The organism is Corynebacterium sp. 22-2729 (assembly GCF_053479475.1).
This window is the reverse complement of sequence record NZ_JBRBCA010000003.1, coordinates 196,882-217,544: the sequence shown is the minus strand read 5'-3', so window position 1 is coordinate 217,544 and position 20,663 is coordinate 196,882. Positions and strand designations below refer to the sequence as shown.

The window sequence follows — 20,663 nt, the reverse complement described above, 5'->3', positions numbered from 1 at the left end:
CCCTGCTCGAAACACTCCACTAACTGCTCGCGCTGATATTCACTTAGCGAACTTCGTGCTCTCAATGAAAACTACTCCCCACTAGTCGGTAACTGATTTCTCAGTCCAACTAATGGGGAGCAGTTCACCTATCGGTGCGGGGACTTTTGTAGCTAAGCCTGGTGGCTATTTAAGCCTGGCCAACCTCGAAGCGCTTGAAGCCCTTCAGGGTCACGCCAGCCTCGTCCATAACCTGCTTAACAGACTTCTTGGACTCGGTGACAGACGGCTGATCCAGCAGGCAAACGTCCTTGAAGTAGCCCTTCAGGCGACCCTCGATGATGTTCGGCAGAGCCTTCTCCGGCTTGCCCTCCTCGCGAGCGGTAGCCTCAGCGATCTCGCGCTCCTTGGCGACGGTCTCGGCCGGAACTTCGTCGTTGCTCAGGAACTTAGCCTTCAGAGCGGCAACCTGCATAGCGGCAGCCTTAGCTGCGCCCTCGTCATCGCCCTCGTAGGAGACCAGTACGCCGACTGCCGGCGGCAGGTCTGCGGAACGGTGGTGCATGTAGACGGCAACCTTGTCACCCTCGATGGTGGTGGCGCGCTTCAGCTCCAGCTTCTCGCCGATCTTTGCGGACAGCTGCTGCAGGGCGTCGATTGCCTTCTGGCCATCAACCTCGACTGCCTCGAGCTCTTCGCGGGAGTTAGCCTTAGCCTCTGCAGCGGCAGCCGCGACCTTGTCGGCGAACTCGATGAACTCGGAGTTCTTAGCGACGAAGTCGGTCTCAGCGTTAACCTCGATCATGGTGTTGCCGGAAACGGCAATCAGACCCTCGGAAGCGGAGCGCTCTGCGCGCTTGCCGACGTCCTTAGCACCCTTGATGCGCAGGATCTCGATGGCCTTGTCGAAGTCGCCTGCGGCTTCTTCCAGGGCCTTCTTGCAGTCCATCATGCCGGCGCCGGTGATCTCGCGGAGCTTCTTTACGTCTGCAGCGGTGTAGTTCGCCATGTGGGGCGATCCTCCTTCTGGTGGAAGTGTTTCATAGTGGCTGAAATAACAGTTTTTAAAATCAGTCCTGTTTTCCAGCCTAGGTTACAAGTAACGCCCACGCCCGTCGGACACGGGTCTAAAACTGTGTCCCATACGGGGGTGGGCGCTATTCGCTGGCCAAAAGCAGCCTATGCCTCGGAAGACTCGGTCTTCTCAGCCTCTGCCTCGGTAGCCTCGGCCGGTGCCTTCTCGGCGTCGCCAGCAGCTTCCTTAGCAGCAGCCTCCTGGCGCTCAGCGCGAGCCTGGCGGCCAGCCTCAACAGCGGAGGAGATGATGCTGGTCAGCAAAGTTGCGGAACGGATTGCATCGTCGTTGCCCGGGATCGGGTAGTCGACAACGTCCGGGTCGCAGTTGGTGTCCAGGATGGCAACAACCGGGATGTTCAGCTTCTGTGCCTCGGAGACAGCGATGTGCTCCTTGTTGGTGTCGACGATCCACAGTGCGGACGGGGTCTTGGTCATGTCCGCGATACCGCCCAGAACGCGCTCCAGCTTGTTGCGCTCGCGGGTCAGCATCAGAACTTCCTTCTTGGTGCGGCCCTTGTAGCCGTCCTCAGCTGCGTCCATTGCCTGCAGCTCCTTGAGGCGGTGCAGACGCTTAGCAACAGTCTGGAAGTTGGTGAGCATACCGCCGAGCCAGCGGTGGTTGACATAAGGCATGCCCACGCGCTCTGCCTCGTTAGCAACGGCCTCCTGAGCCTGCTTCTTGGTGCCGACGTACAGGATGTTGCCGCCGTGGGCAACGGTCTCCTTGACGAACTCGTATGCCTCGTCGATGTAGGTCAGGGTCTGCTGCAGGTCGATGATGTAGATGCCGTTGCGGTCGGTGAAGATGAAGCGCTTCATCTTCGGGTTCCAACGACGGGTCTGGTGACCGAAGTGGACACCAGCGTCCAGCAGCTCGCGCATAGTAACAACAGCCATGGTGTTACAGGGGCGTATCTTCTTCTAGCCGACCATGTGGCCGGCGCCGCCCCTTCCTCGCTTTCAAAGTTTAGGGTTTGACGGTTTTCTTCACGATGCACTCGACACTCACTGTACGTGGGTGGCTTATGCACCATCCTGGCAGATATTCCCCGATGTAGCTGTGGCTCGCCATGTTCGCCCGCTTACGGGACCGTGCTGGTGAGCCATTGTGTGGGGTGCGAATTATCTACGCGTAGTCAGTAGCCTTGCTTCACCCCGCGGTCTTCGCGAAACCACTTGCACTTCCTTGAGCGGTGCAGAGACGAATCCGGACATACTGCGCTTGCAACACTACCCCCTTTCACGCAGCTAAAACAAGTCCACTACACCGCGCGTCGCACGCAATCTGTGGACAACTTTGACTTATCCACAAACTCGTTCGCTTACTCTTTCTTTTTGGTGACGCCCCCACGCATCATTTCTAACCATGACCCCTTGGTTCTTACGTCTTCTGTACAGCGCTTTTGCAACGGTTTTCCTGTTGTATGCCGCTCCCCTGCCTCCTGCCGTTCCCAGTGCTTCATTTCCGGAGCATTCCACCCAGATTGTGCGTTCTCATCGTCTCCCCACTTCCAAGGATGCGACGGTTCTCCGTGCTGCGGACATACCCGATCAGGCGTGGAAGCCCGGGCACCGGGGTGTGGATCTCCAGGCAACTCCCGGGCAGGTCATCGTGGCGAGCCGGGGCGGCGCTGTAGCCTTTGCCGGCGTGGTGGCAGGCACTCCTGTGGTTTCCATTAGTCACTCTGACGGTATCCGCACGACGTATGAACCGGTGCTGGCTCGGGTAAAAGCAGGACAACAGGTACGCCGGGGTGAGCCCATCGGCGTGCTTGCGGATGCCACAGCCCTGCCGGACTATGCCCGTGCATCACCAGGACTGTCGTGGGGCGCGCGTATTGAGGGCAAGGAGCGAAGGTATATAGACCCGATGACGCTGCTCGGCAGTGTGCGCGTCAGGCTCTGGGATGTGCCTGGTTAAAAACAGCCTTCAAACGTTCGGTACCTACGTGGGTGTAAATCTGCGTGGTGGACATATTCGCATGCCCCAACAGTTCTTGTACGACGCGCAGATCAGCTCCACCTTCAAGGATTGCAGTGGCTGCAGAATGTCGCAGACCGTGGGGGGAAAGTTTCGGACCGGGTCCTGCCTGAGTGACCCTGTTCACCACATTGCGAACCTGACGGGGGTCGATGCGCTTGCCGCGCACTCCGACGAAGAGCGCCGAAGTTTCTTTTGCCATTTCTTTGCGCACGGATAGCCACTGCTCCAGCGCTGACACCACTGTGGCTCCGAAAGGAACGACCCGCGTCTTATTTCCCTTACCCGTGACACGCAGGAGGTTGTTGGAAAAGTCAACGTCGTCGACATCACACCCTGTCAGCTCAGAGACGCGGATACCCGTGGCGTAGAGGAGCTCGACCATGGCCCAGTCGCGAATGCCGGTAGGTGTGGCATTTTCCGGCTCGGTGCGCAGCCCGTCGAGCAGCTCGGAGGCCTGGTCGGCGCGCAATACTCGCGGGAGCGTGCGCTGCGGTTTCGGGGCTTTAAGTGCGGCAACGGGATTGGCGCTAACGAACCCACGGTGTGCCAGGAAGGCTCCAAAGCCCCGCATGCTGGAGGCGAGACGGGAAAGGCTTGCTCGACTTGCCCCGCTGTCTACCGCCCAGCCGAGAACATCACGAGCTCGGTCGAGATCAAACTCCTCGATCCGCTCCAGCCCCTCCAGGGCGTTATCAAGGTCTCGGCGATACGCGCGAATGGTGTTTTCGCTGCGCCCCACCACATGGCGGAGGTGCTGTTCATAATCGTCCAGTGCGGCACTCAACGATGCCTTGTTGCCGACGGGACGGGAGTTGCTCATGTGACTAATGTAGCCGGTCACTCAACCCTAATCCAGCAATCCGCCTCTCTGCGAAGCCTGCCCATCGCTTCCAAGTCGCGTAGGCAGCGGATCACCGTACGAGCTGGCAAACCGGTGGCTTCCACCAATTGAGACAGCCGACCTTCGCTCCCCCGGCCGGAGGGCAAACCTGCGGCGTCAAAAATGGCTGTCTGCTCCCAGCTCAGAAGAGACGAGCGATCTTCTTCGGCAAACCCCAGACTCATCTGCTCCCCCAGGGGGCTTAGATCTTCAATCAAGTCTCTAGCACTGACTGCCAGCGTGGCCCGCGAGGTGCGAATACGGTCGAGGCACCCCAACGACGCATGCGAGGTCACCGGCCCAGGCACCGCGAAAGTTGGTTTAACGAAAGCCTCCGCCCAGTTCAAGGTGTTGAGCGCCCCGCTCCTAAGGGGCGCCTCCACCACCAAAGTCGCCTGGCCAAGTGCTGCGGCGATGCGGTTACGAGTAAGGAAACGGTGGCGCGCAGGCGGAGTGCCAGGAGGATATTCACTGATGACCAGTCCCCCTGCGGCAATGATGTGCTCGAATAGCTCTGTGTGAGCCTTGGGATAAGGAATATCCAAACCGCAGGCCATCACCGCCACCGTAGGCGCTTTAGACTGCAGAGCCGCCCGGTGGACAAGTGCATCGATTCCCACCGCACCCCCGGAGATCAGGCTAAAACCCGCATCGGCCAGATCTCTAGTGAAAGACTGCGTGACCTGCTCGCCGTAGCGCGTCGCCGCACGTGTGCCTACGACGGTGACGGAGCGTCGCACGGCCACATCCAGGCGAATATCTCCACGCACCCACAACGCAAACGGCGCGGCGGCCTGTCCGCGCACGGAAGAATCATGGTCGGCACCTGAATTGGCCATTCGCATGAAGCTGGCGCTAAGTTCCTCCGGCCATTCATCGTCCTCGGGTGTGACAAGTCGCCAGCCGCGCGCAGCAGCCAGCTCAATGTCCTTTGATGGATCCTGTTCATATCGCTGTGAAGTCGCGTCGGCCAGTTCATCGGGCAGCCTGCCACCCCGGCGCGCCAATGCCTCGGCGACCACTTTAACCTGCGACGCCCCAGCCTTTTCCCATCCTTCCGGCCAGAGCAAGTCCAGCACATCAGTCCGGGAAGCTTCCACGACGCGTCGCAGATAGGCCCACTCATAGAGATTGTCAGTGGTTGTCATGGCTTATGCCACCTCCGTTAGTTCCTGGTCTGCTCCGAAGAGTTCCACCGCGTCACTGATATGCCCCAGATGTGGCGCGGGTGCAGACTCCAGATCCGCGAGTGTCCACGCCACACGGATGGTGCGGTCAACGCCCCGCTGGGTGATAGTGCCTGTTCGAAGCATGTCCTCGAGCAGCAACTCACCGGCTTCATCTACTCCCACCTCCCGCAAATCCTTTCCGGGTACCAGGGCGTTGCTGGCTGTGCCCCATCGCTGACGCGCACGATCCCGCGCTGCAGCTACCCGCTCTGCCACCACCGCGGTGGACTCAGACGAGTTTTTAAGCCCCGCTATCTGCGGTCGCCCCGTAGTGCGGGCAAACACGTCCACCCGATCGCGAAGCGGGCCAGAAAGCTTCGCCTGATATCTGAGCCGGGTTCCGGAAGGACATGTGCAGTCAATGGCCAGCTCTGCCCCGCACGGACAGGGATTCGCGGCTAATACCAGCTGGAAATCCGCGGGAAAAGTCGAAATCCGTTGTGCACGCACAAGCTCTACCCGGCGCAGCTCCATGGGCACGCGCAGAGTGTCGAGGCAGTCCCGGCGCGCCTCACTGACCTCATCGAGAAATAGAACACCGTGGTGTGCGAGACTCACCGCTCCGGGAACTGGCACACGTCCTCCACCAATCAATGCCGCTGGAGTCACAGAATGGTGCGGGGCGATGAAAGGCCTTCGGCCAGCAAGCACCTCCGGAAGATTCCCCTTGACCCCCGCTAAAGAATGCACGATGGCAGCCTCCACGCGCTCGCTATCGCTCATTGGCGGCAAGATTCCTGGCAACCGCTCGGCCAGCATGGACTTGCCGCTTCCCGGAGGTCCAATAAGCAACAGGTTATGTCCGCCTGCCGCAGCAACCTCCACTGCCCGGCGTGCCGCCGGTTGTCCCAACACCTCCGCCAGATCCCCCACCTCACGGGGAGGCACCTGTTGCCCTGGTTGTGCTTCCGGTAAGTCTCCGCCTCTTAACCACTCGATAACGCTAGCGAGATTGCGGGCTATCAGCACCGTTACCGCAGACTCCGCTGCCTCCGCCGCAGCGGCAGCCTCTGCCTCATTGCCCGCCGGAACCACAACCGTGGAAAATCTCTCCATCGCCGCGGCCAATACGAGAGCAAACACCCCTTGTACTGGGCGAATCTGCCCATCGAGTCCCAGCTCCCCCACTAGGACAGTTGCAGACAGTCTGCCAGCCACCACTGCGTCCTCCGCAACCGCGGAGAGCATCGCACACACCATCGCCAGGTCGTATCCCGCCCCCTGCTTCGGCAACCCAGCTGGTGACAGACTCATCACCGTCCTCGACCCCGGCCACGCCACGCCCGAGTTCTTTAACGCCGAGCGGATGCGATCCTTCGCCTGCACCACCGCGGTATCCCCCATACCCACAATCGAGATGCCGGGAAGCCCCCTGCTCACATCACATTCGACGGTAATAACCGTCCGCCGCGTCCCCTCCAACGCCAGCGCTTGCGCATGCCCTACGGCCATCGGTCACCACACCCCCTGGACATGCTCCCGCACGCCCTGCGGACCAACGTCGATCACATCCACGCGCATTCCCCCGGAAAAGCGCACCCCCTCGCGATTCTGTTCCAGCCACAGGCCAGCCACGGTGCGTATCCGCCGCAGCTTCCGTGGACCGACTGCTGCCACTCCGCCCCCGTCGGAGTCCGAGGTGCGATACTTCACCTCGATAAAGGCGAGATCGCCCTCAGGCGTGCGTGCAACTATATCCAACTCCCCGTAACGAGTATGGAAATTGCGTTGCAGTACCTCATATCCCGCCCGATGCAGATACTCCGCGGCTAGGTTTTCCCCTGCGTTACCCACCCGCCGCTTGTTCACCGTTGGCACTGTCGCTTCCCCTCACTTCCTCGCGTCCCCTACCTTTTCAATCGGCACCGGCTCTTTCACGGCCAGCACCTGGTTCACAAGTGTGGAGCATTATCCACGCGAGGGGGCGTCACCAAACAAGAAGGGCAAAGCAAAAGCCCAGGGGTCTGTGGATAACCTCTGGGCTGTGAATAAGAAGGGAAAGTTACTGGTTAGTCTGGCAGTTGCAGTTCGGGCTTGTCGAGTTCCTCGATGTTGACGTCCTTGTAGGTGATGACGCGAACATAGCGGACAAAGCGGGCAGGCCGGTACATATCCCACACCCAGGCATCGGACATGCGGACTTCGTAGTACACCTCGCCGCCGGAGTTACGGGGAATCAGCTCGACGGCGTTGGCCAGGTAGAAGCGGCGCTCGGTCTCCACCACATAGGAAAACTGGCTGACCACGTCGCGGTACTCGCGGTACATCGACAATTCGACGTTAGCTTCGTAGTCGTCTAGTTCCTCAGCGCTCACGGACTTACCCTCGATCCTTTCCCTCTAGCCACTGCCGATGCGCAGCGGCCACGTTCTTGTAACTGTAGCGGTGATAAGGGGTGCCACCATGCAGACTCACCGCGTTCATGTGTGCCTTGGTGCCATAGCCCTTGTGACTAGCCAAACCATACCCCGGGAACTCTTCGTCGAGGGTTCGCAACACTCGATCCCTGGAAACCTTTGCCAGCACGCTTGCCGCACTAATGCATTTCGCCATCTGGTCGCCTTTGATCACTGGCAGGTGCGGCATAGGAAGTCCCGGCACCTTGACCGCGTCGGTCAACACATACCCCGGCTGAACGTCCAATGCCGCGACTGCGCGACGCATGCCGGAAACATTGGCGTGCTGAATACCAAAACTGTCGATATCCGCGGCGCTGATGTGGATGATCGAATACGCCACGGCGACGTCCTTGATGACCTCAAAGAGGCGCTCGCGGGTTTTCTCAGTCAGCTTCTTCGAATCGGTGAGCCGCTCCAGCCCCGCACCGTCTAAATCTGTGGGGAGGATGCATGCCGCAATGGAGATCGGCCCGCAGCAGGCGCCACGACCGGCCTCGTCCACCCCCGCTACGGGCCCCAGCCCCGCGGCTTCTAACTCGCGTTCCAAGGAGCTTTAGCCCTGGATCGGCAGGGAGTCCACGCCACCGATACGGTTAACTGGCAACAGAATGGACTCGACCTCGCCGACGATGTTTTCCACCGGGATGGTGCCCTGGTGCTCATCCCCCATGTGCGCGCGAGAATCCAGGGAGTTGGTGCGGTTATCGCCCATAACCCAGACGGCATCATCCGGCACGGTAACCGGGCCGAAGTAGTTACCCTGGCATTCCTTAGATCCCATGGTGGGGTCGATCGGGTTGACGGGCGGATCCATCGTGTAAGAATCATCGACCTTCTTACCGTTGACCATGATTCCCGGGTCGCCCTCCTGGCACTGCACCGTCTGCCCACCGGTGGCAATCACGCGCTTGACCAGGGTATTTTCATCGGGAGCGACAATGCCGATGGTGGCGCCGAGGTTCTGCAGGCCACGCACGACACCATTGGAACTGCGACGGGAAGTGTATTCTTCATTCCACGATTCGGTGCCCACGAAGACAATTACGTCGCCCGGATCAGGCATCTTGTTGCCACGATAAGCCAGTTTGTTGACGAAGATGCGGTCGGGCGTACATCCCTGACAGCCGTGGAGAGTGGGTTCCATCGACTCGGAAGGAATCAAGTACATGCGGCCAACGAAGTTGTTGAACGCACCTAGCACTAGCATCGTCACCAGGATGATGATCGGCATTTCGACCCACCATGGGTAGGTCTTCTTCTGCTTCTCTTTCTTCTTTTTGTTAGGTGACGCCCCATCCTCCGGCTGCGCAGCGGCCTTCGGTTCACCATTGGCGTCTTCCGGGGCTGGGCGCTGGGTGGGGTACTCGCCCGGCTGGCCAGGGAGCTGCTGGGGATCGTTCGGTTCCTGTCGATGAGTCACAAATAGCCAGGATACCAGTGGCAAGAAAAGCAAAAAACCCAGCCACGAAACTGTGGCTGGGTAGTTAGCACTTAGGGGGTAAGTACTAGCGGCGCTCCTTGATGCGGGCTGCCTTGCCGCGACGCTCGCGCAGGTAGTACAGCTTCGCACGGCGAACCTTACCGCGGGACAGAACGTCGATGTGGTCGATGTTCGGGGAGTGAACCGGGAAGGTACGCTCCACACCAATGCCGAAGGAGATCTTGCGGATGGTGAAGGTCTCGCGGATGCCGGAGTTCTGACGACGGATTACAACGCCACGGAAAACCTGCAGACGGGACTTGCTGCCCTCGATAACCTTGACGTGAACGTCCAGGGTGTCGCCAGGGCGGAAATCAGGAATGTCATCGCGCAGCTGAGCTGCGTCAACCTTGTCAAGAATGTGCATGGATAAAATCCTTTTGCTCGTCTGGATAGAGGATCCTCGCGGCTTTTCGCTTGTTCCACGCGCCTACGGGTTCGTACCCACAACAGAAATTAACTTGAGTAGTATGCCATCGGTCAGCGGCGTTTACCAAATCCGGCGTTTTTTAGTGCAGCGGCCATGCTGCCCTGTGGCCGGCGCTTCTTTCTGCCCTGCTTGCCGCTGGCCTTTGGCTCATCCTGCAAGCGTAGGGAAAGCCCGATGCGGTTGCGGGGCACATCCACGTCGACCACGCGCACCTTTACAACCTCGCCAGAGCTCACCACGTCGTGTGGATCCTTGACGAATTGATTGCTCATTGCGGAGACGTGGACAAGGCCATCTTGGTGGACGCCGACATCCACGAATGCACCGAAGGCGGCAACATTCGTCACGGTGCCTTCCAGCACCATGCCGGGGCGTAGATCCTTGATGGTCTCAATCCCTTCGGCCAGCGTGGCGGTCTTAAACGTCGGGCGTGGATCGCGCCCGGGCTTGTCCAATTCCGCTAAAACGTCCGTGATTGTGGGAATTCCGAATGTGTCATCGGCGAAGTCTTTGGCGCGCAGTTTGCCTAGCACGGCGGTGTTGCCCACAAGCTGTGGCACCTGCACGCCCGTGGATTCAACAATGCGCCGAACCAATGGATAAGCCTCTGGGTGGACTGCCGACCCATCCAGCGGATCAGCCGCACCATTGATGCGGAGGAAGCCCGCGGCCTGTTCGAAAGCCTTCGGCCCCAGACGGGGAACCTTCAGCAACTCCTTGCGGGACTTAAACGCCCCGTTTTCGTCCCTGTAGGCCACAATATTTTCGGCCAATGTGGGCGTAACACCTGCGACTCGGCTGAGCAACGGGGCGCTGGCGAGGTTGACATCCACACCCACGGAGTTCACTGCATCCTCCACCACGCTATCCAACCCGGCGGCGAGCAGAGCCTGGTTCACATCGTGCTGGTACTGGCCGACACCGATCGACTTCGGGTCGATCTTCACCAATTCCGCCAAGGGATCCTGCAGACGTCGAGCGATGGAGACAGCCCCACGGAGGGAGACATCCATATCGGGGAACTCCTGTGCGGCCACCTCTGAGGCGGAGTACACCGATGCGCCGGCTTCGGAAATGACGACCGTCTGGGGCTTCGTCCCCTCGGCCAGCCCGGCAATTTCCTTTGCCAATTTCTCGGTTTCGCGGCTGGCGGTGCCGTTGCCCACGGCTAGCAGTTCCACGCCGTGCTTGTTCACGAGGGCGCTCAAAATGGTGCGAGCTTTATCCCACTGTCCGGAGTGTGGATAGACCACAACCGTATCCAAAACCTTGCCGGTGCTGTCCACGACGGCGCATTTCACTCCATTGCGATAGCCCGGATCCAGCCCTAAGGTCGCGCGGTGGCCAGCCGGTGCCGCCAAGAGCAGATCCTTCAGGTTCTTGGAAAAGACATTGACTGCAGCTTCGTCTGCTTTTTCCTTAAGGCGCATCCGCGCATCCACCGCAGAGCTCACGGCCAGCTTGGTGCGCCAGCCGAAGCGAACACACTCGGCACGGAACTTATCCGCCGCGTCCCCCTGCGACCCCAACCCGGTGCGGTCAGCGATGATTCCCTGGTAGAACTCGTCACTCTCCCCCGGGGCGAAGTTAACACGCAGCACGCCCTCGTTTTCGCCGCGCAGCAGTGCTAGCACGCGGTGGCTTGGCAAATCCCCGAAAGGCTCATTGAACTCAAAGTAATCGCGGTACTTCTGGCCTTCCTCCTCCTTGCCCTCGATGACCGCGGATTCGGCGCGGCCCCGGCGGAAGTACTCCTCGCGAATCTCCCCCACCACATCGGCGTCGGTGGAAATGTCCTCAACCACGATGGCTCTGGCGCCCGCCATCACTGCGGCGGCGTCAACAAAACCTTCTTGAACATAGCTTTCCGCCAGTTCGGGACTACCGCCGGCGAGGAGCTTTTCGACCAGTTCCCCGAGCCCCGCCTCTCGCGCGATGGCAGCCTTGGTGCGACGGGACTTCTTGAACGGCAGGTAGAGGTCCTCGAGCCTTGCCTTCGTGTCCACTTCCAAAATTTTTTGCCGCAGCTCATCGGTCAGCTTGCCCTGCTCGTCAATGCTCTTCAGGATTGTTTCCTTGCGCGCGGCCAGCTCGCGCAGGTAATCGAGGCGCTGCTCTAGCTGGCGCAACTGGCCATCATCCATGCCACCGGTGATCTCCTTACGGTAGCGGGCGATGAAAGGCACGGTCGCCCCACCGTCGAGCAAATCGATGGTCGCTTGGACGCGAGAAACTTCCACCCCAAGTTCGTGGGCAATGCTGCTAGCGATGCTATCGGTCATTCCCCACATTCTAGAGGGGCTACTGCTTGCCGAAGTCCTCGCCCCACTCCGGGGCGTCGTTGGTGAACTCAGTCAGCTCCGGCTGCAGTACCTATCCTTTGAACCACCCCGTTACCGCCGGGGCGATGTTCGTGTAAACATGCTTGTGCTCTTGGTACTCGGCCAGTCCGGTGGGGCCAAGTTCTCGGCCATTGCCGGACTGCTTCATTCCGCCCCACTCTGCCTGGGGCAGGTAGGGGTGGAAATCATTAATCCAAATGGTACCGTGACGCAGCTTGCGCGCGACCCGTTCAGCCTTTCCGCCATCCGTGGTCCACACGGCCCCAGCCAGGCCGTACTCCGTGTCATTGGCAATGGCGACGGCCTCGTCCTCAGTGGTGAAGGTCTCGATGGTCACGGTGGGGCCGAAGGCTTCATCGTGAACGCAGTCCATCTCCTGAGTGCAGCCATCAATGATCGTCGGCAGGTAGAACACGCCCTTGGTCAGGTCGGTGTTGCCCGTCGCGTGGCTACCCTCGTTGTCCTCAGCAGTCGGGATTCGGCCACCGCAGAGAATGTTGGCGCCCTGCTCACGTGCATGATCGACGTAAGCGGCGACCTTGTCCCGGTGGTCGGCAGAAATCAAGGCGCCGGTCTCGGCAGCCTCATCCAGCGGGCCACCGATCTTGATCTGCTCAGCCTTGGCCACGAGTGCCTTGACGAATTCGTCGTGGATGGACTCCTCCACCACGATGCGAGAACCCGCGGAGCACACCTGGCCCGAGTGCACGAATGCACCGTTGAGCGCGTTATCCACTGCCGCGTCGAAGTCTGAGTCGGCAAAAATGACATTCGGGTTCTTGCCGCCCAGCTCCAAAGCCACGCGCTTGACGGTCTCCGCCGCATTCCGGGCGATTAGCTTGCCGGTAACAAGGCCACCGGTGAAGCTGACCATGTCCACGTCCGGGCTTTGCGAGAGGGGGTTGCCGCAATTGGCGCCCGCGCCGGTGATCAGGTTCGCCACGCCTGCGGGCAGTCCCACCTGATTCAGAACTGTCATCAGCATCATCGCGGTGTGTGGCGTCAGTTCCGCCTGCTTCAGCACAAAGGAGTTACCCGCCGCCAATGCCGGTGCAACCTTCCAGGCCACCTGCAGCAGTGGATAGTTCCACGGGGTGATCAAGCCGCACACGCCGACGGGCTCGGCGTCGATACGAGAGCGAACATTCGCATCACCCGGATCGACCACACGACCCGCCTGGTGCTGGACGAGAGTGCCAAAGAATTCAAAAGAGTTGGCAATGTCATCCATGTCGATCTCTGCTTCGGCCAAGCGCTTTCCGGTGTCGGCCGCTTCTGCACGAGCGAAATCATCTTTGTTCTCGCGGATCTTCTCAGCGACCTTCAGCAGCAACTTGCCACGCTCGACAGCGGGAACATCGGCCCATACGCCGGAATCGAAGGCAGCGCGGGCGGCAGCGATGGCCTTGTTCGTATCTTCGTCGGAGGCCTCGGAGACCACTCCTACCGTGGTGTTATCAGCGGGGTTGATGATGGTGCGGGTCTCACCGTTGTTGGCTGGCACCCACTTGCCGTTGATAAACAGCGAAGCGGGGGCGCCTTCATTGTGGTGTACCCCGGCCAGCAGATCGCAGGTAGTCGGGTCGAAGAGTGCAGCGTTCATATTTGAGGTTCTCGCTTTCCGATTGTTCTTGCGGTCGAGTGAAAGGTTTTAGTCTTCGGTCCAGGCACGCACGGGGTCGGCACCGTCGGACATGTCCGAGGTACCTGGCAAGTCGCGCTGCATGTGCAGGAACTCTAGGTGACGCTCGTAAAGATCCAGGACGTTATCGATCAGTTGCTCGGTCGTATAACCGTAGATGTCGTAGCCGAGGGAGCCCGTGTTATCGAAGACCTCCAAGCGGTAGTAGTTCTCCCCATTGCTAGTGTTGCGAGTAAAGCTCGGCACCGGATGTTCCATTGGGTAGATCTGGTAGCGGAAATCTTGTTCTTCGCCCAGGTGCAGGGTGAGATCCAGCTGGTTTACCGGCAGGTTGGGCACTTCGGCAGCCACCAGCGTAGTCTCGATTCCCTTGTCATTCAGTTCGCGGGCGACGGATGCCAAAGCGGGCTGGGCGACGTTGACCAGATATTCATTGGCCTTGGAAGCGCTGGGCCACGTGGAGGCTCGCGAGAGGCGCTTGCGCCAAGACTGATTGTCCCCAGATCCACTCGAGCGGCCGGACATGGCGCTGTGCAGGGAAACACTGCGGGCTTCTGTCGCGTAGCTCTCCAGGCGCAGCGAGCGCCATAGTCCAAGCATGATGAGGTAGATCACGATGGTGAACGGAAGTCCCATCACGATGGTTGCGTACTGCACTGTTTGGACGCCATTAACTTGCAACATGACAAGCGTCAGTACACCGACCAATACAGCCCAGAAAATGCGGGACCACTTCGCCCCGTCCTGGCGGGAATCTTCGATCTTGGAGGTGAAGTTGGCGGTCACTAGAGCGCCGGAGTCGGCAGAGGTGATGTACAGCAGCAGGCCGATCAGTGTGGAGAGAACGATCAGTACCGTGCCGCCACCCATGTCCTGCAGCAAGGCATAGAAACCTTGTTCCGGATACTCCATCGTGTTGTTGGCGAAGTCCATATCTCCGCTGATAACGCGACGCAAAGCGGTATTACCAAACAGGCTCATCCACAGCAGGATGAACAGGAAGGGAATGGTCAGCACGCCGACGACGAACTGTCGCAGGGTGCGGCCACGGGAGATGCGGGCCAGGAATAGACCGACAAAGGGAGCCCATGCCACCCACCAAGCCCAGAAGAACAGGGTCCAGGCGCCCATCCAGGCCTTGGTGGATTCCGGATCCTCGGAGAAAGCAAACGTGTCCATGGTCATGCCTGGGAATGACGAGACATAGTCACCGATATTCATGACGAGGGCGTCAAGAAGGAAGGCAGTCTGGCCGGTCACCGTGACGTAAACGACCAAGCCAATGGCGAGCAACACATTGATTTCGCTCAGTCGCTTGATGCCCTTGTCCACGCCAGAGACCGCAGAGAGAGTGGCCACGCCGACGGCGAAAATGATCAGGCCGGATTGTACGGCGACACCTTCGTCCCAGCCGAAGATGAGGTGCAGGCCATAGGTCAGCTGCACCACGCCGATACCGAGAGAGGCGGCGATGCCGAAGACGGTGCCCAGAACTGCGGCAATGTCCACCGCACCTCCGATGGGACCGTGGATGCGCTTGCCGATCAACGGGTACAGGGCGCTACGGATAGCTAGAGGCATGTTCAGGCGGTAGGCGTAGTAGCCGAAGGCCATGCCCATCAGGGCGTAGAGAGCCCAACCGGTGATGCCGTAGTGGAAGAGAGCCCACACGACGGCTTGCTCGGCAGCTTCCCGGGTTTGTCCATCGCCGACGGGCGGAGCCATGTACTGAGTGACAGGCTCGGCTACGGCGAAAAACATCAGGTCTACACCGATACCAGCGGCGAAGAGCATCGCCGACCAGGAGAATAGGCGGAATTGCGGGCGAGAGTGGTCTGGCCCAAGGCGGATCGAACCGGACTTGGAAAAGGCGACCACGAGGACGAAGATCACAGCGACTGTTGCGGTGACGATGTAAAACCAGCCGAGGTTGGTGGAGATCCAGCCAGTCACCGACGCCAAAGTGTCCTTGGCTTGCTCCCGCCCCACGAAGGCATAGAGCGCAACTGCGAGGATGCCCAAGGCGGAGATGATGAACACAGGCCAATTGGTCTTAGGGGGCGTTACTTCACCGGGCGAATAGCTATCGCGGTCATTAACATCAAAAGAGCCGACAATGACACGCGGACCGGAGGCCTTCTTCCTTCCCACGATGCGCCGGGCTTTGAGGTCGTTTTGTGCAGGCGGCCCGGTGCTTGTGGCACCGTCAGTCGATTCGGGCCGGGAGTCGTTGTCGGAATTGGTCATGTAATTCTCCTCGATTACTTCCCGCCAAAGGGAGTTCATTTTCTAAGAAATACAATTTTCTAGACTACACAGCTATTTCTAATATGCCAGCCGAACCCCTCATATAGGTGCCATTCTCACCTCACTAGCGAGGTATGCCAAAATTAGGTTTTACCTGCTACCTAGAAATCCTATTAAGAAACTGGCATACTAGATTTTGTTCAGTCATTTAACTAGGAGGTAAGTGAAAAGATGGGCTTCATCGACAAGCTGATTCCAGGTAAGAAGAACGACACCGAAGGCCAGGTCGTCGAAGATCGTCGTCGCGATACTGTCATCGTCGGCGGCGGATCCGCAGGTTCGGTTTTGGCCAACCGACTTTCCGAAGACTCCACCAAGGACGTCATGGTTCTAGAGGCCGGACGCCCCGACTCCCTGTGGGATCTGTTCATCCATATGCCCGCCGCATTCTCCTTCCCTATCGGCGACAAGCACTACGACTGGGAGTACGAGTCCGAGCCGGAGCCAGAGATGAACGGTCGCCGTATCTACCACGCCCGCGGCAAGGTGCTGGGTGGCTCCTCCTCCATCAACGGCATGATCTTCCAGCGCGGCAACCCGATGGATTACGAAAAGTGGGGCAACCTGCCAGGCATGTCCAACTGGGGCTGGAGCCACGTTCTGCCCTACTTCAACAAGATGGAAACCGCGCTGGCCGCTGACCCTGATGACCCACGTCGTGGCCACAACGGTCCGCTGAAGCTGACCCGTGGCCCGGCAACCAGCCCACTATTCCAGGCCTTCTTTAAGTCCGTCCAGGAAGCCGGCTACAACCTGACCAACGATGTAAATGGCTACCGACAGGAGGGCTTCGCACCCTTCGACCGCAACATCTTCGAGGGCAAGCGCCTCTCCGCGGCTCGTGCGTACCTGCACCCGGTAATGAACCGCAAGAACCTCGACGTGCGCACCCGCGCATTCACCACCCAAGTAATCATTGAAAACGGCAAGGCCGTGGGCGTGGAATACCAGTGGAAGGGTCAGACCCACCGTGTCTTCGCCGACAAGGTCATCCTTTGCGGCGGCGCCTTCAACACCCCGCAGCTACTGGAGCTATCCGGCATCGGCGACCGCGCAGTGCTGGAGAAGGCAGGAGTCGAGGTCAAGAAGCACCTGCCCGGTGTGGGTAACAACCTGCAAGACCACCTCGAGGTCTACGTGCAGTACAACTGCACCCAGCCGGTCAGCTCCCAGCCCTACTACAAGATGATCAACCGCCCGTTCATCGGTCTGCAGTGGCTGCTGACCCACCGTGGCCCGGTTGCTTCTTCCCACTTCGAGGCCGGTGGCTTCGCCCGCTCCAACGACGACGAGGCCTACCCGAATCTGATGTTCCACTTCCTGCCGATGGCGATCCGCTACGACGGCTCCCAGCCGGAAGGCGAGCACGGCTTCCAGTTCCACGTCGGCCCGATGTACTCCGATACCCTGGGGCACGTACACATCAAGTCCAATGACCCGAAGGAAAAGCCGGAGATCCTGTTTAACTACCTGGCCACCGAGCAAGATCGCCGCGAGTGGGTCGAGGCAGTGCGTACCTCCCGCAAGCTGCTTGATACCCCGGCAATGAAGGAGTTCACCGACGGCGAGATCTCCCCCGGCGCTGCTGTGCAGACCGATGAGGAGATCCTGGAGTGGGTTCGCAATGACGCAGAGACTGCCCTGCACCCCTCCTGTACCGCCAAGATGGGCCCGGCAGACGACGAGATGGCCGTTGTCGACCCGGAGACCATGCAGGTGCACGGCGTTGACGGCCTGTACATTGCCGATGCATCGGTCATGCCGATCATTACCAACGGCAACATCTACGCTCCTGTCGTCATGTTGGCGGAAAAGGCTGCCGACCTGATCAAGGGTGAAAAGCCACTGGATCCGATCGACGCTCCCTTCTACCGCGCCAAGCAGGACATGCCGCTGTACGCGGAAGGCGAAGAGGTTCGCGACCACGTCAACGCCATCCCCGGCGCTGACCACTAGGAGCGTTTAGCCTTCTAGGCCGTCAAGGTACGCCCGGTCTGCTTCGGATAGCTCCACGCTACCCAGCAGGTCAGGGCGTATTTTTTTAGTCCTGGCGAGGGATTGCTCTCGGCGCCATTGGGCGATCTTGGCATGGTTGCCACTAAACAATACGTCGGGCACGTCCAGCCCACGCCACTGCCTGGGGCGGGTGTAGCTAGGCCCTTCTAAGAGACCATCTTGGAAGGAATCCTCCTGGTGGCTAGCTTGGTTACCCAACACGCCAGGGATCAGCCTCACCATGGCTTCCGCCATGACGAGCACCGCTACCTCGCCGCCAATCAGTACATAGTCACCGATGCTGACTTCCTCCACGCGATAGCGGTTCTGTGCATCCTCCACTACGCGCTGGTCAATGCCCTCATAGCGGCCGCAGGCAAACACGACATGCTCTTCCCTACTCCACCGTTCAGCCATGTCTTGGGTAAACGGTCGCCCTGCCGGTGTGGGCACAATAAGCAGCGGTTTTGTGACGCCACCTGTTCCCCCTCCTGCCACCCCAGCATCGGTCTCGGGGGTTGCGGGCAGCAGGTTGCGTTTGTGTTCCGCAGAGGTTTCCAGGTCGGCTGTGGCAGCTGCCGGACCAGTTCCCGCCGCCACATCATCAAGTGCTGGCCCCCACACCTCGGGCTTCATCACCATGCCCGGACCACCGCCGCAGGGGGTGGAATCCACCGACTGGTGTACGTCGTTGGTCCAGGCCCGCAGGTTGTGCACGCCGACGCTTAAGATTCCCTGCTCGATGGCCTTGCCCAGCAGAGCATGGCGCAGAGGTTCGAGATACTCGGGGAAGATCGTTACAACATCCAGGCGCACAGCTAACTCAGCTCCAAAAGCCCCTCTGGCGGGGTCAGTACGATTACTTCTTCTTCCAGATCCACCACCGGGACGATCTCATGACGGAAGGGCACTAGTACTTGCTTTCCAGCTGTGGGCAGCTGGGATTCGGCGTCAATAAGAATAGCGAGCAACTGCCCGGCTGGGGTGTGCTCGACGCCGACGACCTCGCCGACCAGATCCCCGAGCTCGATCTCGTCTCCTTCAGCATCCGTGCCGGGCACGAGAAGATAGGCGATCAAACCCTCGAGTTCGTGGTCGTAGAAACCGTCATCATCCTCATCGTGGATCGGAGCGGCAAAGAAGCGTACGCCGCGTAGCGATTCGGCGGTGGTGCGGTCAGTGATCTCCTCAAACGTGACCAGGAGGCGCCCCTGGTGAGGGCGATAGGCGCGCACGGTGAGCTTCAGCTCCTTACCCGCCTGCTTACCTGTGAGAACCTCGCCGGTGGCGAAACGCTGCTCCGGGGTGTCCGTCGTGGGATCGACAACGACCTCTCCACGCACGCCATGGGGTTTAATTACCCGACCGATCTGCAGCTCCATTGGCTAGATGACGCCCTGGGCGAGCATAGCGTCTGCCACCTTACGGAAGCCGGCAATGTTAGCGCCGATGATGTAGTCGTCTTCCTTGTCGTATTCCTTGGCTGTGATGTCGCAGGACTTGAAGATGCCGCGCATGATGTCGCGCAGTCGCTTATCCGTGTAGTCGAAACTCCAGGAATCGCGGGAGGCGTTCTGCTGCATCTCCAGTGCGGAGGTTGCGACACCACCAGCGTTGGCTGCCTTGCCCGGGGCAAAGAAGATCTTGCGCTTGCGGAATACCTCAATGGCTTCCGGAGTGCAGGGCATGTTTGCGCCCTCGGCAACATAGCGGCAGCCGTTGTCCGCCAGTATCTTTGCGGCTTCACCGTCCAGCTCATTCTGGGTAGCACATGGTAGGGCTACGTCTGCCTCGACCTCCCAGATATTGCCGCCAGCGTGGTAGGTCACGCCATCGGTCTCCTTGGCGTAATCGGACAAGCGGGCGCGACGAACCTCCTTCACGTCCTTCAGCAGCTCGATGTCCACGCCCTCCGGGGTGAATACATATCCAGAGGAATCGGACATCGCCACGACGGTCGCACCAAGCTCCTGAGCCTTCTGAGCTGCGTAGATCGCAACATTACCGGAACCGGAAACAATCACCTTCGCACCGTCGAAGCGATCACCGTGAGCCCCCATCATCTCCTGAGTGAAGTACACGGTGCCGAAGCCGGTAGCTTCAGTACGCACGAGGGATCCACCCCAAGTCAGCCCCTTGCCGGTGAGTACGCCGGACTCGTGACGGTTCGTCATGCGACGGTATTGGCCAAACAGGTAGCCGATTTCCCGGCCGCCCACGCCGATATCGCCGGCAGGAACGTCCACTTCTTCGCCGATATGATTGTGCAACTCCGTCATAAAGGACTGGCAGAACGACATGATCTCACGGTTCGACTTTCCCTTCGGGTCGAAGTCGGAACCGCCCTTGCCGCCACCGATGGGCAGTCCGGTGAGGGAGTTCTTAAAGATTTGCTCGAATCCCAGGAACTTGATGATGCCCAGGTTTACAGACGGGTGAAACCGCAGGCCGCCCTTGTAGGGCCCCAGCACGGAGTTGAACTGCACGCGGAAGCCACGGTTCACGCGAACTTCACCCTCGTCGGTGATCCACGGCACGCGGAAGATGACCTGGCGCTCTGGCTCGCACATGCGCTCAATCAGCGCGTAGTCAGCGTAGTGCTCGTCCTTCTTCAGCACGTACGTCAGGCTGTCCAGCACCTCTGCGACAGCCTGGTGAAATTCGGGTTCACCAGCGTTGCGCTGGATGATCTGCTGGTAGTAACCACTGACGGTTTCTTCGACGTTCATTGAGGGATGCCTTCTTTGCCTCTAGCGAAAACTCCACATCCGGGCTTGCAGCCGTTTCTGTGATGACAGTCATTAAGTCTACTCCCCATGACCGACAACACATTCAAGCGGTAGTTATGGGGGCACTACCTTCGGCCAAGATCAAAGAAAAGCCCAAGAGAAAACCCCAGGCGAGCAATGAATGCTCATA

The 20,663-nt window shown here is 59.7% G+C and carries 18 protein-coding genes; 2 read left to right on the top strand and 16 right to left on the bottom strand.

Annotated features, from left to right (window positions below):
* Window positions 1–169: 169 nt before the first annotated feature.
* Together tsf and rpsB are read right to left on the bottom strand one after the other, a co-directional pair.
* Window positions 170–988: a translation elongation factor Ts gene (gene tsf / locus ACUY2T_RS03600; protein ID WP_293790051.1), complete on the bottom strand. Its 819-nt coding sequence runs from the start codon at window positions 986–988 to the stop codon at window positions 170–172.
* A gap of 170 nt (window positions 989–1,158) precedes the next feature.
* Window positions 1,159–1,953 carry a 30S ribosomal protein S2 gene (gene rpsB / locus ACUY2T_RS03595; protein ID WP_293790048.1) on the bottom strand — a complete coding sequence of 265 codons (795 nt, stop codon included), beginning with the start codon at window positions 1,951–1,953 and terminating at the stop codon, window positions 1,159–1,161.
* A 469-nt stretch (window positions 1,954–2,422) separates the two neighbouring features.
* Here rpsB and ACUY2T_RS03590 point away from each other — a divergent pair, with 469 nt between their 5' ends.
* Entirely contained in the window at window positions 2,423–2,977 is a 555-nt protein-coding gene (locus ACUY2T_RS03590; protein WP_448307599.1) for a peptidoglycan DD-metalloendopeptidase family protein, read from the top strand.
* Here ACUY2T_RS03590 and ACUY2T_RS03585 read toward each other — a convergent pair.
* The 11 genes from ACUY2T_RS03585 to betT form a co-directional block, all read right to left on the bottom strand.
* On the bottom strand, window positions 2,952–3,860 hold the full coding sequence (locus ACUY2T_RS03585; RefSeq protein WP_448307598.1) for a tyrosine recombinase XerC: 909 nt from the start codon (window positions 3,858–3,860) through the stop codon (window positions 2,952–2,954). The genes ACUY2T_RS03590 and ACUY2T_RS03585 overlap by 26 nt on opposite strands.
* A gap of 17 nt (window positions 3,861–3,877) precedes the next feature.
* On the bottom strand, window positions 3,878–5,068 hold the full coding sequence (gene dprA / locus ACUY2T_RS03580) for a DNA-processing protein DprA (RefSeq protein WP_448307597.1): 1,191 nt from the start codon (window positions 5,066–5,068) through the stop codon (window positions 3,878–3,880).
* A gap of 3 nt (window positions 5,069–5,071) precedes the next feature.
* The gene (locus ACUY2T_RS03575) at window positions 5,072–6,601 is read right to left on the bottom strand and encodes a YifB family Mg chelatase-like AAA ATPase (protein WP_448307596.1); all 1,530 of its coding nucleotides are present in this window, start codon (window positions 6,599–6,601) and stop codon (window positions 5,072–5,074) included.
* A 3-nt stretch (window positions 6,602–6,604) separates the two neighbouring features.
* Window positions 6,605–6,967, bottom strand: coding sequence for a YraN family protein (locus tag ACUY2T_RS03570; protein ID WP_448307595.1), 363 nt, complete (start codon window positions 6,965–6,967; stop codon window positions 6,605–6,607).
* A gap of 191 nt (window positions 6,968–7,158) precedes the next feature.
* Window positions 7,159–7,464, bottom strand: coding sequence for a DUF2469 domain-containing protein (locus ACUY2T_RS03565; RefSeq protein ID WP_005295294.1), 306 nt, complete (start codon window positions 7,462–7,464; stop codon window positions 7,159–7,161).
* A gap of 4 nt (window positions 7,465–7,468) precedes the next feature.
* Window positions 7,469–8,095 carry a ribonuclease HII gene (locus ACUY2T_RS03560; protein ID WP_293790028.1) on the bottom strand — a complete coding sequence of 209 codons (627 nt, stop codon included), beginning with the start codon at window positions 8,093–8,095 and terminating at the stop codon, window positions 7,469–7,471.
* Window positions 8,096–8,101: 6 nt separating this feature from the next.
* The gene (gene lepB, locus ACUY2T_RS03555; protein WP_448307594.1) at window positions 8,102–8,968 is read right to left on the bottom strand and encodes a signal peptidase I; all 867 of its coding nucleotides are present in this window, start codon (window positions 8,966–8,968) and stop codon (window positions 8,102–8,104) included.
* An 85-nt stretch (window positions 8,969–9,053) separates the two neighbouring features.
* Window positions 9,054–9,395 carry a 50S ribosomal protein L19 gene (rplS, locus tag ACUY2T_RS03550; protein ID WP_293790022.1) on the bottom strand — a complete coding sequence of 114 codons (342 nt, stop codon included), beginning with the start codon at window positions 9,393–9,395 and terminating at the stop codon, window positions 9,054–9,056.
* A gap of 113 nt (window positions 9,396–9,508) precedes the next feature.
* Entirely contained in the window at window positions 9,509–11,740 is a 2,232-nt protein-coding gene (locus ACUY2T_RS03545) for a Tex family protein (protein ID WP_448307593.1), read from the bottom strand.
* Window positions 11,741–11,831: 91 nt separating this feature from the next.
* A complete protein-coding gene (locus tag ACUY2T_RS03540; protein ID WP_448307592.1) occupies window positions 11,832–13,403 on the bottom strand; it encodes an aldehyde dehydrogenase family protein in 1,572 nt (523 codons plus the stop codon).
* Between the two features lie 48 nt (window positions 13,404–13,451).
* On the bottom strand, window positions 13,452–15,689 hold the full coding sequence (gene betT, locus ACUY2T_RS03535) for a choline BCCT transporter BetT (protein ID WP_448307591.1): 2,238 nt from the start codon (window positions 15,687–15,689) through the stop codon (window positions 13,452–13,454).
* 231 nt (window positions 15,690–15,920) lie between these two features.
* Here betT and betA point away from each other — a divergent pair, with 231 nt between their 5' ends.
* A complete protein-coding gene (gene betA / locus ACUY2T_RS03530) occupies window positions 15,921–17,705 on the top strand; it encodes a choline dehydrogenase (protein WP_293790010.1) in 1,785 nt (594 codons plus the stop codon).
* Between the two features lie 6 nt (window positions 17,706–17,711).
* On the opposite strand, the gene trmD is transcribed toward betA, so the two are convergent.
* The 3 genes from trmD to gdhA are packed head-to-tail and all read right to left on the bottom strand — an operon-like array spanning window position 17,712 to window position 20,473.
* Complete coding sequence (gene trmD, locus ACUY2T_RS03525; protein ID WP_293790007.1) at window positions 17,712–18,560, bottom strand: tRNA (guanosine(37)-N1)-methyltransferase TrmD; 849 nt, start codon at window positions 18,558–18,560, stop codon at window positions 17,712–17,714.
* A 2-nt stretch (window positions 18,561–18,562) separates the two neighbouring features.
* Entirely contained in the window at window positions 18,563–19,126 is a 564-nt protein-coding gene (gene rimM, locus ACUY2T_RS03520) for a ribosome maturation factor RimM (protein ID WP_448307590.1), read from the bottom strand.
* A 3-nt stretch (window positions 19,127–19,129) separates the two neighbouring features.
* A complete protein-coding gene (gene gdhA, locus ACUY2T_RS03515) occupies window positions 19,130–20,473 on the bottom strand; it encodes an NADP-specific glutamate dehydrogenase (protein WP_448307589.1) in 1,344 nt (447 codons plus the stop codon).
* Window positions 20,474–20,663 lie beyond the last annotated feature (190 nt).

What these genes read in the sequence shown, in the direction of transcription:
- ACUY2T_RS03590 (WP_448307599.1), top strand. Translation starts at nt 2,423, where the DNA reads ATGACCCCTTGGTTCTTACGTCTTCTGTACAGCGCTTTTGCAACGGTT.
- rplS (WP_293790022.1), bottom strand. Translation starts at nt 9,395, where the DNA reads ATGCACATTCTTGACAAGGTTGACGCAGCTCAGCTGCGCGATGACATT.
- dprA (WP_448307597.1), bottom strand. Translation starts at nt 5,068, where the DNA reads ATGACAACCACTGACAATCTCTATGAGTGGGCCTATCTGCGACGCGTC.
- ACUY2T_RS03585 (WP_448307598.1), bottom strand. Translation starts at nt 3,860, where the DNA reads ATGAGCAACTCCCGTCCCGTCGGCAACAAGGCATCGTTGAGTGCCGCA.
- rpsB (WP_293790048.1), bottom strand. Translation starts at nt 1,953, where the DNA reads ATGGCTGTTGTTACTATGCGCGAGCTGCTGGACGCTGGTGTCCACTTC.
- tsf (WP_293790051.1), bottom strand. Translation starts at nt 988, where the DNA reads ATGGCGAACTACACCGCTGCAGACGTAAAGAAGCTCCGCGAGATCACC.
- ACUY2T_RS03575 (WP_448307596.1), bottom strand. Translation starts at nt 6,601, where the DNA reads ATGGCCGTAGGGCATGCGCAAGCGCTGGCGTTGGAGGGGACGCGGCGG.
- ACUY2T_RS03540 (WP_448307592.1), bottom strand. Translation starts at nt 13,403, where the DNA reads ATGAACGCTGCACTCTTCGACCCGACTACCTGCGATCTGCTGGCCGGG.
- betT (WP_448307591.1), bottom strand. Translation starts at nt 15,689, where the DNA reads ATGACCAATTCCGACAACGACTCCCGGCCCGAATCGACTGACGGTGCC.
- ACUY2T_RS03545 (WP_448307593.1), bottom strand. Translation starts at nt 11,740, where the DNA reads ATGACCGATAGCATCGCTAGCAGCATTGCCCACGAACTTGGGGTGGAA.
- gdhA (WP_448307589.1), bottom strand. Translation starts at nt 20,473, where the DNA reads ATGAACGTCGAAGAAACCGTCAGTGGTTACTACCAGCAGATCATCCAG.
- rimM (WP_448307590.1), bottom strand. Translation starts at nt 19,126, where the DNA reads ATGGAGCTGCAGATCGGTCGGGTAATTAAACCCCATGGCGTGCGTGGA.
- betA (WP_293790010.1), top strand. Translation starts at nt 15,921, where the DNA reads ATGGGCTTCATCGACAAGCTGATTCCAGGTAAGAAGAACGACACCGAA.